Origin of the sequence: Rhizobium albus (assembly GCA_030160035.1) — a bacterium.
In the GTDB taxonomy this organism is placed as follows: Bacteria; Pseudomonadota; Alphaproteobacteria; order Rhizobiales; family Rhizobiaceae; genus Georhizobium; species Georhizobium albus.
This window is the reverse complement of the sequence record BSNO01000001.1, coordinates 1,536,062-1,550,946: the sequence shown is the minus strand read 5'-3', so window position 1 is coordinate 1,550,946 and position 14,885 is coordinate 1,536,062. Positions and strand designations below refer to the sequence as shown.

At 62.0% G+C, this 14,885-nt stretch carries 14 protein-coding genes; 7 read left to right on the top strand and 7 right to left on the bottom strand.

Translation table 11 applies throughout. The features are described from left to right. Positions 1-314 precede the first annotated feature (314 nt). The 4 genes from QQL76_RS07470 to QQL76_RS07455 are packed head-to-tail and all read left to right on the top strand — an operon-like array spanning position 315 to position 3,732. Positions 315-2,144 carry an extracellular solute-binding protein gene (locus QQL76_RS07470; RefSeq protein WP_499207027.1) on the top strand — a complete coding sequence of 610 codons (1,830 nt, stop codon included), beginning with the start codon at positions 315-317 and terminating at the stop codon, positions 2,142-2,144. A gap of 39 nt (positions 2,145-2,183) precedes the next feature. Beyond that, the gene (locus QQL76_RS07465) at positions 2,184-2,840 is read left to right on the top strand and encodes a DsbA family oxidoreductase (RefSeq protein ID WP_499207026.1); all 657 of its coding nucleotides are present in this window, start codon (positions 2,184-2,186) and stop codon (positions 2,838-2,840) included. Between the two features lie 60 nt (positions 2,841-2,900). Further along, complete coding sequence (locus tag QQL76_RS07460) at positions 2,901-3,137, top strand: hypothetical protein (protein ID WP_499207025.1); 237 nt, start codon at positions 2,901-2,903, stop codon at positions 3,135-3,137. Next, on the top strand, positions 3,121-3,732 hold the full coding sequence (locus QQL76_RS07455) for an ATPase (protein WP_499207024.1): 612 nt from the start codon (positions 3,121-3,123) through the stop codon (positions 3,730-3,732). Before QQL76_RS07460 ends, QQL76_RS07455 begins: the two co-directional genes overlap by 17 nt. Before the next feature lie 11 nt (positions 3,733-3,743). Here QQL76_RS07455 and QQL76_RS07450 read toward each other — a convergent pair whose 3' ends face one another. The 6 genes from QQL76_RS07450 to rpiA form a co-directional block, all read right to left on the bottom strand. Beyond that, a complete protein-coding gene (locus QQL76_RS07450; protein WP_499207023.1) occupies positions 3,744-5,123 on the bottom strand; it encodes a class II 3-deoxy-7-phosphoheptulonate synthase in 1,380 nt (459 codons plus the stop codon). Between the two features lie 112 nt (positions 5,124-5,235). After that, the gene (locus QQL76_RS07445; RefSeq protein WP_499207022.1) at positions 5,236-5,886 is read right to left on the bottom strand and encodes a gamma-glutamylcyclotransferase family protein; all 651 of its coding nucleotides are present in this window, start codon (positions 5,884-5,886) and stop codon (positions 5,236-5,238) included. Between the two features lie 86 nt (positions 5,887-5,972). Next, positions 5,973-7,025 (bottom strand): TadE/TadG family type IV pilus assembly protein, encoded by a 1,053-nt coding sequence (locus QQL76_RS07440; RefSeq protein ID WP_499207021.1) that lies wholly within the window; start codon positions 7,023-7,025, stop codon positions 5,973-5,975. 98 nt (positions 7,026-7,123) lie between these two features. After that, the gene (gor, locus tag QQL76_RS07435; RefSeq protein WP_499207020.1) at positions 7,124-8,512 is read right to left on the bottom strand and encodes a glutathione-disulfide reductase; all 1,389 of its coding nucleotides are present in this window, start codon (positions 8,510-8,512) and stop codon (positions 7,124-7,126) included. Between the two features lie 119 nt (positions 8,513-8,631). Continuing rightward, entirely contained in the window at positions 8,632-9,219 is a 588-nt protein-coding gene (locus QQL76_RS07430; protein WP_126010114.1) for a DUF2059 domain-containing protein, read from the bottom strand. Between the two features lie 7 nt (positions 9,220-9,226). Next, positions 9,227-9,937, bottom strand: a complete 711-nt coding sequence (rpiA, locus tag QQL76_RS07425) for a ribose-5-phosphate isomerase A (protein ID WP_499207019.1) — start codon at positions 9,935-9,937, stop codon at positions 9,227-9,229. Between the two features lie 212 nt (positions 9,938-10,149). Between rpiA and QQL76_RS07420 the strand changes: the two genes are divergently transcribed. From QQL76_RS07420 to QQL76_RS07410, 3 genes are all read left to right on the top strand, one after another. Continuing rightward, positions 10,150-10,620: a YaiI/YqxD family protein gene (locus QQL76_RS07420; RefSeq protein WP_499207018.1), complete on the top strand. Its 471-nt coding sequence runs from the start codon at positions 10,150-10,152 to the stop codon at positions 10,618-10,620. 42 nt (positions 10,621-10,662) lie between these two features. Then, positions 10,663-11,496, top strand: a complete 834-nt coding sequence (gene fghA / locus QQL76_RS07415) for an S-formylglutathione hydrolase (protein ID WP_126010111.1) — start codon at positions 10,663-10,665, stop codon at positions 11,494-11,496. Between the two features lie 375 nt (positions 11,497-11,871). Further along, on the top strand, positions 11,872-12,603 hold the full coding sequence (locus QQL76_RS07410) for a cobalamin B12-binding domain-containing protein (protein WP_404861709.1): 732 nt from the start codon (positions 11,872-11,874) through the stop codon (positions 12,601-12,603). 37 nt (positions 12,604-12,640) lie between these two features. Here QQL76_RS07410 and QQL76_RS07405 read toward each other — a convergent pair whose 3' ends face one another. Then, entirely contained in the window at positions 12,641-14,818 is a 2,178-nt protein-coding gene (locus QQL76_RS07405) for a DUF1217 domain-containing protein (RefSeq protein ID WP_499207017.1), read from the bottom strand. Between the last annotated feature and the right edge of the window lie 67 nt (positions 14,819-14,885).

Here is a 14,885-nt window from a genome sequence, read left to right as displayed (position 1 = left end):
GTCTCTTCAAGAGTGTGTTCGATCCGGCCCCGCGACGACGAATCCCGTCTCGCACGCCCCCGATATCGCCCCGTCCTGTTGGCCAAATACGGCATTACAATGGCTCGCAGAATTGCCTCGGCGATACGTCACGGGCCTCGTTACACCCGTTTGATCCCAATATCCACTAGAACCCGATCGGCAATAGCGATTGCAGCGACCACCATCATATCGCCCCAACACAAGCTCAGGCATGACCTCATGCGAGACCAGTGGCGATCGTGTTAGGGTTTCGCGAATCAAATCAGCATTGATACGCCGCCGGAGTTTCATTCATGGGTCGCTTTTCTCCGACCGTGGCGCTCGCCATTGCCGCCGCCTTCCTGCCGGCGCTTCTGTCGCCTGCCTCCGCCGAACCGGTTCATGCCATAGCCATGCACGGCGAACCGGCCCTTGGCCCGGATTTCGAGCACCTGCCCTATGTCGATCCCGACGCGCCGAAGGGCGGCAGCATCGCCTATGGCGTGGTCGGCACGTTCGACAGCCTCAACCCGTTCATCCTGCAGTCCATGCGCACCACGGCCCGTGGCGTGATCGATCAGGAATACGGCAACCTCGTCTACGAATCGCTGATGTTTCGCAGCCGCGACGAACCCTTCACGCTCTATGGCCTGATCGCCGAGACCGCCGAATGGGATGAGGAGCGCAGCTTCATCGAGTTTCAGCTCCACCCGGAAGCGCGCTTCTCCGATGGCGAGCCCATCAAGCCGGAAGACGTGATCTTCTCCTTCGAATTGCTCGCCGAAAAAGGCCGTCCGCCCTATTCCACCCGATTGAACTTCGTCGAGAAGCTCGAAAAAATCGGCGAGCGCGGCGTGCGCTTCACCTTCGGGGACGATGCGAGCCGCGAGCTGCCATTGCTGATCGCAATGAGCCCGATCCTGCCGAAGCACGCGATCGATGCGGAGACCTTCGACCGATCCTCGCTCAAGCCCCCGATCGGTTCCGGCCCCTATCTGGTCTCCAAGGTCGAGCCCGGCCAGCGCATCACCTTCGAACGCGACCCCGATTACTGGGCCCGTGACCTGCCGGTCAAACGCGGCCACGACAATTTCGACACCGTAACGGTGGAGTATTTTCTCTCGGCGAGTTCTCAGTTCGAGGCGTTCAAGCGCGGCCTGTTCGACGTCTTTCCCGAGGGCAGCCCCACCGCCTGGGCGCGCTCCTACAATTTCCCCGCCGTCGAAGATGGCCGGATCGTCAAGGACAAGTTCCGCCCCCAGCTTCCCTCCGGCATGCTGGGCTTCGTTTTCAACACGCGCCGCGACATCTTCGCCGACCGGCAGGTGCGCCAGGCGCTTGCCATGCTCTTCGATTTCGAATGGGCAAACCGCACGCTCTTCGACGGCGCCTATACGCGCACGCAGAGCTATTGGCAGGGTTCAGACTTCTCGAGCCTCGGAACACCCGCCAATGCGCTGGAGAAGGACCTCCTCGCACCGTTCTCCGATGCCGTGATGCCCGAAATCATGAACGGCAGCTTCACCATGCCACGCACCAGTGGCGCCGGCCGCGACCGCGCAAGCCAGCGTGCCGCCTATGATCTGCTGCGAGAAGCCGGCTACCATATCGAGGGCGGTCGCATGGTCGATGAGCACGGCCGGCAGTTGTCCTTCGAGGTGATGACGCAAAACGAAGGCCAGGAAAAACTCGCGCTCGCCTACCAGCGCACCCTCACCTCTCTCGGCATCGCCATGCGCATCCGCACGGTCGACGACGCGCAGTACCAGCAGCGAAGCCTCGCCTACGACTACGACATGATCGTCAAGTCCTACCCGTCGACCCTTTCTCCCGGCGCCGAACAGAACTGGCGCTGGCACTCCAGTTCGCGCGATCCGCAAGGCACCTTCAACTTCGCCGGTGCCGCCGACCCGGCGATCGATGCCATGATCGATGCGATGCTCAACGCCCGCAGCGACGAAGAATTCACCGCTGCTGTCCGGGCTTTCGATCGAGTGCTGCTGTCGGGCTGGTACATGGTGCCGCTCTACCACGTCGAAGAACAATGGGTCGCACGTTGGGCCCATATCGAACGGCCGGAAACAACACCCATATATGGATACACGCTGCCCACATGGTGGGACGGCCGCGTGGCCGGCGAATAGGCGCCGAACGCAAAAAGCGCATCCGAGGAGACGATCACCATGAAGACAATCCGCATCGACGTGATCTCGGATGTCATGTGCCCCTGGTGCTATATCGGAAAGCGCCGGCTTGAAGGCGCCGTCGCAGCGCTTGATGGCGATGTAGCCGTCGAGATCAACTGGCGCCCCTATCAGCTCGATCCGACGTTGCCTAAAGAGGGCAAGGACCGCGCGCGCTATCTCGAAGAGAAGTTCGGCGGGCCCGAGCGCGCCGCAGCCATCTACGAGCGGGTGCGCGAGGCAGGCCGCGAAGAAGGGATTCCCTTCGACTTCGACGCGATACCAGTCTCTGCCAACACGCTTGACGCCCACCGCCTGATCCGCTGGGCCGGTGAAAAAGGCCGCATGGCTCAGGACCGGGTCGTCGAAAGCCTGTTTCGCAAGTACTTCACCGAAGGTGCGCATATCGGCGACGACCAGACCCTGCTCGATTGCGCCGAGGAAGCGGGCCTCGACCGCGCCGTCGTCGCAACGAAGCTCGCCGGCGAACTCGACCGGGCAACGGTGTCCGCCGAGATCGAAAACGCCGGCCGCATGGGCGTCCAGGGCGTGCCCTGCTTCATCCTGAACAACAAATACGCCATCAGCGGCGCCCAGCCCGCAGCAACGCTCGCCGACGCCATCCGCCAGGTCGTCGCCGAAGCGGCTGCAGCCTGAGATTGGCGAAAATTTCGCTCTCGGCTATTATGCGATAAACCGGGATGAGATGGTCCGAAGATGCTCATTGAAAAATGGCAACACAACCGATCGAAAATCGAGCAGTCGGGCCGTGTGGCACGAGCCAAGGCACAGGCGGCGGGCATCGCCGTTTATTACACCGACCCGTCTCTTGCTGACGGTATCATTCGTGAGATGCCTGACGGCGAACGCCACCTGATCGAAATCATCGACGGCATCGACGTCGTTAAAGCCGCACTTCCTTCCAGATCACTGCGTCGTGAACCAGCAGAATAAGATCTGCACCATTATCGGCGGTCCGAATGGAAGCGGGAAATCGACCGTCTACGATTTGCTGCGACCGAGCGGACAGTTTGTAAACGCCGACGTTATCGCCAGACAAATTAATCCGCGGGATCCGGAAGGGGTTTCCATCAGCGCGGGCCGCGAAGCACTCAACCAATTGTCCCAATTGATGGCTGCCGGCGAAAGCCTGGTCTACGAAACGACATTGAGCAGCCGCCAGTCGCTGCGACTCATGGAGCAGTGTCATTCGTCCGGCTACCAGATTTCCCTGCTGTTCATCGCCTTGGAGAATGCGGAGCTTCACATTCGACGTGTTCAGGAGCGGGTCAAGCTCGGCGGTCACCACATCGCGCCGGATGCCATCACGCGTCGATATGAGTCATCGTTCGAAAATCTGCCACGAGCAATGGCACTCGCCGATGAAGTATTGCTCGTGGACAATACCGGTCTCGAACCGGCATTGGTGATCGCGATGGCTTCCGGCATCGTGACCACCAATGATCTGCTACCCGGCAATGGTCTCCACCGCCGATTTGCACTGGCACTTCAGCGCTCTGCCCAGCTTCGCGAGCAGCAGAGCAGCTAAAGCCCGCGATCTCACCCGTTCACAGCCACCTTGCGGGACTGGTCGTCGCGGCCGCCCTTGAGCAGTTCCGCGACGAGGAAAGCGAGTTCCAGCGCCTGGTCGGCGTTGAGGCGCGGGTCGCAATGGGTGTGGTAGCGGTCCGACAGGTCGTCGGCGGAAACCGCGCGCGCACCGCCCGTGCACTCGGTCACGTTCTTGCCGGTCATCTCGATGTGGATGCCGCCCGGATGCGAACCCTCGGCCCGGTGAATCTGGAAGAAGCTTTCAACTTCCGACAGGATCCGCTCAAAAGGCCGCGTCTTGTAGCTGTTCAGCGTGATCGTGTTGCCGTGCATCGGATCGCAGGACCAGACGACCTTCTTGCCTTCGCGCTCCACGGCGCGGATCAGCTTCGGCAGGTGCTCGGCAACCTTGTCGTGGCCAAAGCGCGCGATCAGCGTCAGCCGGCCGGCTTCGTTACTCGGATTGAGGATGTCGATCAGCTTGAGCAGATCGTCCGGCTGCAGGCTCGGTCCGCATTTCAGGCCGATCGGGTTCTTGATGCCGCGGCAGAACTCGATATGGGCGTGATCGGCTTGGCGTGTGCGGTCGCCGATCCAGATCATGTGACCCGAAGTGGCGTACCAGTCGCCCGATGTGGAATCGACGCGCGTCATCGCCTCTTCATAGCCAAGCAGCAGTGCTTCATGGCTGGTGAAGAAATCGGTTTCGTTGAGCGACCGGTTGCTCTCGGAATCGATCCCGATTGCCTTCATGAAGTCCATCGTCTCGGAGATCCGGTCGGCGAGCTTGCGGTAACGCTCGGCCTGCGGGCTGTCCTTGACGAAGCCGAGCATCCACTGGTGCACGTTGTCGAGATTGGCGTAACCACCCTGCGCGAAAGCGCGCAGCAGGTTCAGCGTTGCGGCCGACTGCCGGTAGGCCATGATCTGGCGCTCCGGGCTCGGAATGCGCGACGCTTCGTCGAACTCGATGCCGTTGATGATATCGCCGCGGTAGGAAGGCAGCGTCACGCCGTCCTTCGTCTCGTTGTCGGACGAGCGCGGCTTGGCGAACTGGCCGGCAATGCGGCCGACTTTCACGACAGGCTGCTGCGCTCCGAACGTCAGAACGACGGCCATCTGCAGGAACACGCGGAAGAAGTCGCGGATGTTGTCAGCGCCATGCTCGGCGAAGCTCTCGGCGCAATCGCCGCCCTGGAGCAGGAAGCCCTCGCCCTCGGCCACGCGGGCAAGCGACGTCTTCAACTTGCGGGCCTCACCGGCAAAAACGAGCGGCGGGAAGCTGGCCAGACGCGCTTCGGCAGTCTTCAGCGCCTCCAGATCCGGATAGGAGGGGACCTGCTGGATCGGCTTGTCGCGCCAGCTTGCGGGGTTCCATGTCTGTGCCATAACGCTCACCTGTCGGCTCTTCCCTGACGACGGACATGCCCTGCCCGCCGTTCGAAGCCGGGCTTATAAACCCAAAGCGCTCCCCAAGCAAAGAGCGCGCAACGAATAGACTTCAGGCGACGTAACGCGCGCCATTTTCTTGCAGCAGCCGATCGAAGAGCGCGCGATCTTCTGCAGAGAGGCTGACCGCGCGCGGATAGATCGGCCAATCCCGGTCGCCGAGGATTGGCGTGTCGAAGTTGGCGGTTCCCCGAATGAAGTGTTGAAGCCCTGCCAACCCGTGCTCGCGCAGGAAGCCCTTCAGCACTGCATCGAGATAGGATTGCAGGATCGGGCAGTCCTCCGGGCTCTCCTCCGGCGGATCGGCCTCGTAGATATAGATCGGGCACCCGTCCGGCACCCCGTCGCCGAAAACAGTCAGCGTTTCGAGCGGCACGTGCCGGCGCTGGTAGTCGTTTTCGCGCAGATCCACCGCCGCGAGATTGTCCACATGGTCGAATACCAGAAGCCCGTCGATCGCGCTTTCCGGTGCAGGCCGCACGGTCAAAAGCGATGCATGCACGGCGTGATCGGCGGCAAGCCCCGCGTCGGGGCGTGGCTGCCATTCGCGCCGCCAGCCTGAAACGCGCGCAGGCCGCGCGCCGACGATGTGGGTGCGCAGCGTCTCGCGGTTGACGAGCGATCCGTAGCCGAAATAGGCGACCAGCGCGCCTTCCGCGGCCAAGCGCGAAAGCGTCCCGTCATCCACCGGATGATCCTGCATGTTGCCCCGCTCCTGTTCGACCTTTGCGGGGCGCTCATGCCATGCGGTTACACGCGGCTCAACCCGAGGCGCTGGATTTGGAGCTTCTACTGAACGAGCCGCACCGTCTCCGGTCCAACGAGCACATCGACGGGACACTCGATGATCACTCGGATATCATCGTAATCGCGGTCGCTGCCGCCATTCTCCGGAGGACGGTCCTCGAAGCCGTAATAGCGAAACTTGCCCGGCGCGCATGCCGCAGTCGAGATCTGCGGGTTGCGGTTCTTTCCTTCCGGGATGACACCGCCGCTGCTCTTCGGCTTGCACTGCTCGAACGTGTCGCACAGCACCGTCTCCACGAGACGAAGCCCTCCGAGATCATAGCTTTCCACGCCGTTCTCGATCACCGTATCGGTGTAGTAGGTATACTGCCGCCGCGTCGATTTATCGGGATCATCCCCATAATGCTTGGCCTCGCGGACGTTCCAGAGCTTCAGGCTCAACGCCTCGCCTGCCCCGCAAACGGGCATCTCGACGTTGTAATGGCCGCCATTGTTGTCGGCGATCGGTGTCATCTGCGAGCGGCCGGGCGACTTATCGCCGTTAGCAGAAGAGCCGCCCCTGCCGCGACCGGCATTGGCCTTGGCATCGGCGGCCTTGCGGGCATCGAAACAATAGACGGAGACGCGGTTATAGTCCCATGCCTCGGGGTCAAGCTGTGCAACCTTCGGCGCCGTGTAGACGTAAGCCGCGCCCTTGTAGCGCGCCGTGCTCGTGGCGCCGATGCTGACCGGCCCGGTCTGCAGGATGCTGCCGATCGAAGTGCGCATCGTCAGCGCGGCCGTCACCTGGAAGTCGCTGATCGACACCCATTCGCCATCCAGGACCACATCGGCGAGATCGCCTCTGAATGCGAACCTGTCGCTCAGATTGCTTCTGAACCCGTCCAGCAACGCCGCGTCGTCGGCATTGACGCCGTTGGCGGCAACTGCGAGCGCGATCTTGTCGGCCTCGTGTTTCATCTGAAAGCGAATGTTCGACGCCTTGGTATAATCCACCGCAAGGCCTGCGGCTCCCGCGACAGGAACGAGCAGAAGCCCGAACAGAATGCCGAACTGGCCAGACTTCTCCTGGCGAAATCTCCGTAGAATATGCATCACCCAACCCCGTCTTTTGGACGTTTCGGGGTGACCCTAGCGACGAGGCCTTACGGTCGGACTTCGATATTGTATCGAATTTTAATGATCGCCGGCGCCTAGACCCGCTTGCCGCCTTTGATGCGATAGGTCGGGTTGTACATCGTCACCAGTTCCTCGGCAGCCGTGGGGTGCACCGCCATCGTGCGATCGAAGTCGTCCTTGGTCGCACCCGCCTTCAGCGCAATGCCGAGAAGCTGCGCCATCTCACCCGCCTCCGGCCCGAGAATGTGGACACCCAGTACTTTTCGGTCGAGCGCATTCACCACGATCTTCATGATCGTCCGCTCTTCCCGGCCGGCAAGCACGTGTTTCATCGGCCGGAATTCGGCGCGATAGACTTCGAGTTCCTCGAAATCCTTGCAGGCATCCTCTTCCGACAGGCCCACCGTTCCGATCTCCGGCTGCGAAAAGACAGCCGTCGCGATCAGCTGATGGTCCGGCTTGGTCGGATTGTCCTTGAAGGCGGTTTCGACGAAGCACATGGCCTCGTGGATGGCGACCGGCGTCAGTTGCACGCGATCGGTCACGTCACCGACGGCATAGATATTCTCGACATTGGTGCGGGAATAATCGTCGACGGTGACCGCGCCCTTGTGATCGACAGCAACGCCCGCAGCCTCAAGCCCGAGACCTTCGGTATTCGGGTCGCGTCCAAGCGCCAGCATCACCTGGTCGGCCTTGAGCACCTCGCCGTTCTTGGTGTGCGCCACAAGCCTGCCATCGTCGCTCTTTTCGATCTTTGCGAAGACATCCTGGCAGAGAATGCGGATGCCCTTCTTTTCCATCGCCGCATGAAGCCCGCGGCGCATGTCGCCATCGAAGCGGCCGAGAATTTCCTTGCCGCGATAGATGATCGTCGTGTCGACACCGAGCCCGTGGAAGATGTTGGCGAACTCGACCGCGATATAGCCGCCGCCGGCGATGACGATCGCCTTTGGCAGCGTCTCCAAGTGGAACGCCTCGTTCGAGGTGATGCAGAGCTCATGCCCCGGCAGCGAAGCGTGCGGATTGGCATACCCGCCGACGGCGATGAGGATCTTGTCTGCCGTGACGCGCTCGCCCGTGGCCTTGAGCTCGATCGTGTGGGCATCCACGAGCACGGCGCGGCTGTCGAATAGCGTCACATTCGCGCTGGTCAGCCCCTTGCGATAGAGCCCTTCCAGACGCTCGATCTCGCGGTCCTTGTTGGCAATCAGCGTCGGCCAGTCGAACGACGATTCCCCGACAGACCAGCCATATCCGGCGGCGTCCTCGAAGGCTTCGGAAAAATGCGAGGCATAGACGAAGAGCTTCTTCGGCACGCAGCCGCGGATCACGCAGGTGCCGCCATAGCGGTACTCTTCCGCAAGCGCCACCTTGCGTCCGAGCGCACCCGTTACCCGCGCTGCCCGAACACCACCCGAGCCACCACCGATGACGAAAAGGTCGTAGTCGTACTCAGCCATGGGATCGATCCTGCGCGTGGTCTTGTCGACGCCGCGTATCCGACGCCGAGACGGTTCTTGTGAAATGAAAGCCCGGCACTTGGCCGGGCTTTTGAGATCTTATCTAGTGCTCTTTGAGCCTACTGTGCAGGGGTGGCAGCCGGATCGGCCACTGTACCGGTCTCGGGATCGATGCCGGCATCTTCCGCGGTCGGCGCCTGGTCGCCCAGACGCTGCTCGAGCGCTGCATCGGCCTCGACGGCGAGATCGCGCGAGATCCCAGTCGCCCAGATTTCAGCCGAACGCATCAGCTCCTGCGTAACGGTGATGCCGTTTTCCAGGAGCTTGAGACCGGCCGGCGACGTGTAGAACTCCGTGATCGCGTTCAGCTCTTCTTCCGTGAAGGTGCGGGCGTAGATCTCGGCCGCCTCACGCTCGAGGTCGCCACGCCGCGATGCCAGCGAGACTGCAACGTCGTCGATCGTGGAGGAGATTTCCGCTTCGAAGTTTGGCGTGCTCTGGATGAGCGCCGCCTTCAGCTGCTCGGCCGTACCGGGCAGGATCTGGTCGAACTGGTCGGTGGCACCAAGCGCCGCGATGGCTGCACGTGCCGCGGCCCGGTGGCTGTCGCTCAGCTGTTCCTGCGCATGCGCAGTCCCGCCCGCCAGGGCGAAGGCGATGAGAGCGGCGGCACCTGCACCGCGAAAGAGACCGTTCGAGATTGCCATGTGAGGATCAGCTCCTGTGTTCCTGCTCAGCCGTCAGCGTTTCAACGCCGTGTTCGCCGGCGATAATCGCCACCGAGGCCAGATTTATGAATAGACCGTGCTCGACAACCCCGGGGATGGCATGCAGCGCGGCGGATAGCGCTTCTGGATCGGGAATACGGCCAAATGATGCGTCGAGAATGTGGTGGCCGCCGTCGGTTTCATAGGCGCCGTCATTGCCGGGACGGATCGTCAATCCCCCGGAAAGATCGAGCTTCGCAGCCGCCTTTTCCACCGCAATCCGGGTGGACGTCATGCCGAACGGGTTGATCTCGATCGGCAGCGCGTAGGCACCCAGCGTGTCGACCAGTTTCGATGCATCGGCGATAACGATCATGCGTTTGGAAGCCGCCGCGACGATCTTCTCGCGCAGCAGCGCCCCGCCACCGCCCTTGATCAGGCGCAGTGTATGGTCGACTTCGTCGGCACCATCGATCGTCAGGTCGAGTTCCGGCTCCTCGTCGAGCGAGAAGAGCGGCACGCCGAGATCCATGCACAGCCGAGCGGTGCGCTCCGATGTCGGCACGCCCTTGATCGAAAGCCCGCCCTCGACCTTTTCGGCCAGAAGCCGCACGAACTCTTCCGCGGTGGATCCGGTGCCAATGCCGAGACGCATGCCGTCTTCCACATAGCCGAGCGCCGCGCGTGCGGCTTCGATCTTGCTGTCACGTGGATCCATGCGTGTCTTTCGCCTTTGCCTCGATGAACGGGCCGCTACCGGCCTCTTTGATGCGTGCGCCGCTGTTACCATGACGAGCAGGATCAAGCCAAGGCTTGAACCGAGCCCCAACGGCGGATACCCAAGGCCCTGATCACGCCGGAAGAGGCCGGAACAGACCGGAATTAGGATTGCCGTGGGCGATCCCTGCATGGAAGGACGTGCCGAGGACCATGGGTGCTGAGAACCCCATCATCTATGTGGACGCCGATGCCTGCCCGGTGAAGCCCGAGATCCTCAAGGTCGCCGAGCGCCATGGGGTCAAGACGGTGTTCGTCGCCAATTCCGGCCTCCGGCCTTCGCGTGATCCGATGATCGTCAATGTCGTCGTATCGGCAAGTTTCGATGCTGCCGACGACTGGATCGCCGATACCGTCAAGCCGGGGGATGTTGTCGTGACCGCCGACGTGCCGCTTGCCGGGCGCTGCGTGGAAGCTGGCGCCCATGTGACCGGCCCGACGGGTCGCATCTTCGACCAGACATCCATCGGCATGGCGACCGCGATGCGCGATCTTGGCCAGCACCTGCGCGAATCGGGTGCGATCAAGGGCTACAATCCGTCGTTTTCCCAGCGCGACCGATCCGCCTTTCTGGAAACGCTCGACCGGCTCCTTCGTCGGGCTATGTCCGATCGATCGAGATGATATGGTTGCGACAGCCGCCAACAGCATTCGAGGTAACAGCCCATGAAGACAGTTTCGCAGACCAAGGCCCATGGCGGCATCCAGGGCGTCTATTCCCATCCCTCCGCCGTCACCAATTGCGAAATGACCTTCGCCGTCTTCGTGCCGCCGCTGGCTGAAGGCGCCAAGGCTCCGGTTCTCTGGTACCTCTCCGGCCTCACCTGCACCCATCAGAACGTCATGGACAAGGGCGAGTATCGCCGGCTTGCGGCCGAACTCGGCCTGATCATCGTGTGCCCGGATACCAGCCCTCGCGGCGACGACGTGGCCGACGAGCCCGACAACTGGCAATTCGGCAAGGGCGCCGGCTTCTATGTCGATGCGACCGAGGCGCCCTATTCCCAGCATTACCGCATGTACAGCTACATCCTGGACGAACTGTCGGGCCTCATCGCCACCGAGTTTCCTGCAGCGGACATGAATCGCCAGGGCATCTTCGGCCACTCGATGGGCGGGCATGGCGCGCTGGTGATGGCATTGCGCAATCCCGATCGCTTCAAGTCCTGCTCGGCCTTCGCGCCGATCGTGCAGCCGAGCACGGCTGACTGGTCGAAAGGTGCCTTTGAGAAATATTTGGGTGCCGAGTCGTCGGCATGGCGAGACTATGACGCCACGCGGCTGATCGAGAACGGCCACCGCTTCGCCGAGTTTCTCGTGGATCAGGGCGATGCCGATGGCTTTCTAGAAAACGGTCTGCGACCCTGGCTTCTCGAGGAAGCCTGCAATGCCGCGAACATTCCGTTGAAGCTTCGCATGCAGCCCGGCTACGACCACTCCTACTTCTTCATCTCCACCTTCATGGACGATCATCTGCGCTGGCACCGCGCGCGCCTCTAGTCCGGCATCGTAAGCATGTGCTTTAACAAAGCCGGCTAAAGTCTCGTAAATTCGAACGATTGGTCAAATGCAGCTGTGTTAGGCCGCATGCGCATTAATTAGCACTTGGCGATATATTCAAAATATCGGAAAAAATCGGTGGCGATTTCCACCGTCGTCAACGCAATTCTACAGGCATAGCATCCAATATGTCGCACCTTCGGGAGGATGCGACATACCAAGGGGTAGCATATGTCGGAGGGGCATAGCCGCCGTGGACCTGTCGATCAATCGGCAGGCGCCGCATCGGATGCAGTTGTGGGACATGTCGATTGCGGATCGGCGCAGACAGATTCCGATCGGACATTCCTAAGATCAGTCATTGAAAACCAGGTCGTGCCGCGCCTTCTCATTGCCGAAAGCGCCGCCCTGCGTCAGCCGCACGAAATCGCGAGCGACGTCTCACGGCCTTCGGCACGCGACGTGAACGAGCTTCTGCACATCGTCGTCGAGGCCGATACCGCCGCATGTGTCGAATATCTGCAAAGCCGCCGCAGCCGGGGCATGCAGCTTGAGACGGTCTATCTCGGCCTGCTCGCTCCCGTTGCGCACCGCCTCGGCCTCATGTGGGAGCGCGACGAGCTGAGCTTCATCGACGTGACGGTCGGGCTCGCGCGCCTGCAGTCGCTCGTTCATGAACTGACCAGCGACAGCTGCTACGGCGCGCTCAATCAGGATGCCACCCGCCGCATCGTGCTGGCCACCGCCCGTAACGAACAGCACGCCTTCGGGCTACTCATCGTTGCCGAATTCCTGCGGCTTGCCGGCTGGGAAGTGGATGGTGGGCCCGATGTGGAAAGCGGCGCGCCGCTCATCCGCATGGTCGGCCAAGAATGGTATGCGGTCGTCGGCCTGTCCGTCGGCTTCGAGGAACATGTGGACGCGACCCGTGCCGACATCGGCAAGGTGCGCGCCCGCTCGCGCAACCCCAAGGTCGGGATCCTCACCGGGGGCGCAGCCTTCTCGCGCGACCCGTCAGAGGCCGGGCGCATGGGCGCCGATGCGCTCGCCCGTGATGGCCGTGAGGCGGTCGCCAAGGCAGAGGCGCTGCGTTCCGCCTGCGCCTGACCGCCTGAGATCAACGCTCTGAGATCAACGCCTCAGGCTAGAACCCGCGACGATTGATCTGCGCGAGACTGCTCAGCATGTCCGCGCCGAGCGCCGCACCGGCATTGGACGAAAAGAGTGCCAGCGCCGGATCCTGGAAATTGTTGTTTTCCATGTCGAACAGCGCGGCGAACTGCACGAGGAACTTGTCGAGCTCGCGTGGATCGGAGAAGGACGCCAGATCCAGCCGGTCCTCGATCATGCGCGCCTGCGCGTCGATGTCGGACTGGGCGATCTCCTGCGGCAGGCCGAGCGCCACGCGCACCACCTGCTGCAGCGCAGGATCCGCCAGGATGTCGAACGGGCTTTTGATCTCGCCCGCCATGCGCTTGAAATAAAGCGCAAGCCGCACGCCCTCGTTTTCCAGGCCCGCCTCTTCTTCCAGCGTCTGGCGCAGATAGAATTCTTCCGTCTGGATTATGTCGGCTTCGGACTGCACCTTGCCGGTCACTTCCCGGTCGATCGTCCCGTCGGTGTTGAAATTGAAGCTCGCCGCCAGAAGCCGCAGGCTGCGATCGGATTGCGTGTTCACGAAGCTGTCCGGATCGTCCACATCGCTCGTCAAAACGTCGCGCAGCGTGCGGGTGTCGATGACCTCGGGATCATAACCCTGGCTCTGCAGCAGAACGGCGACCACGCGCCGATCCGCGAGAAGCTGGTCGATCGACGAGACCTTGGCGATCTGCTCGCGATAGTAGCGCACCTCGGTTTCCGCCTGATCCTCCGTCAGTCCCAGAAGCTCGGCGCGTTCGAGATAGTCGGCGGTGAAGGCGTTGACCTGCGCTTCCGATTGCGCGCGCCGCGCCGTGGTCGCAAGCCCATCCGCGCCGAAGTTGAACGCCTCGGCAAGGCCACGGAAGCGCGCATTGCGCGGCTGGTTGGCAAAGCTGTTCGGATCGTTGAGGTCGCTGGTCAGCGCACGCTTCACCGCATCCTTCGTTTCCGTGACAGGATCAAGCCCATAGGCCTGCATGACGTAATTGTAGAGCGCGGCATCGCGCATCAGCGCATCGACGGAATTCACCGTCGCCATGGCCGAGCGGAACACGCTTTCGCGCGTCGCGTCGCGGCGTTCGCCGGCGTTGTCGTAGTTCGACATGAATGCCCGGTTGAGCGTCGTCCGCTGCTCGGTCGTCTGCGCCGGGCCGACCGCCTCACCATCCGTGCCGAAGTTGAAGAGGCGGGCCATCTCCCGAAGCGCGCTGTTCGGCGTCGTGCGCGCAAAGCTCGTCGGGTCGGAAAGATCGCTCGTCAGCGCCGCACGGATATCGGCACGCCGCGTCAGCGAAGCCGGCTGGTCGTAGGCGGTCCAGAGATAATTGACGAGCTTCGGATCGGCCAGCAGATCGTCGACATTGGTGATCGTGGCGATCTTCTCGTTGAAATAGCTGGTCATCAGATCGGCGGCCAGCGGCACGATCCGGTCCGGCACGTCGAACAGATAGTCCTCCGTCGTCTTGCGCACCTGCTCTGTCGTTTGCGCAGGAACACCGTCGGCCAGCGACCCGTCCGCCTGGAAATTGTATTGCTGAGCCAGCGAAAGATAGTTCCGGTTCTCCGGCCGGTTGGCGAAACTGGTCGGATCGGAGAGATCGCTCGTGAGAATCTCCCGCAGAAAATCGGCCGAATAATAGCGCGTATCGATCACATTGGCCTTGAGCGCCACCTCCACCAGTCGCCGGTCGGCCAGGAACTCGTCGACATTGGTGATCTGGCCGATGCGCGCCTTGTAGTTCTCGAATTCCGCCGCATAGGCACGGCCGGCATTCTGCACGCTCACATCGTAAAGCCCGATGAGATCCTCGGTCTGCCGGTCCGACTGGATGTCCGGCTTCACCTGCGCTTCTGCGTTGCCGGCAAAGGAAAACGCCTTTGCGAAGTTCCGATAGCGCTCGTCCTCGAGCTTGTTGGCGAAACTGTCGCTGTCGGAGAGATCGCTTTCCAGCACCTGTCGCATGAAGGCGCGCGCATAGGTCATCTCTTCCAGCCCGTAGGCCTTCATCGCATAGGAATAGACCCGGTAATCGTCGAGAAACTCCTCGACCGTGGAAATCTTGCCGATCGTCTCGCGATAATACTGCGCCTCCCGCGCCACCACCGCATCATCCGCCACCCGCCCGATGCTGCGCGACATGTCGCGATCGATAAGGTTGTAACTGAGATAGGTCGAAAGCATGCAGCGACTCCGCCGGAGAAGGTTGGCGGAGTGTCAGGGATTGGGCTTGCGTGGGGCTGGTGGGGGT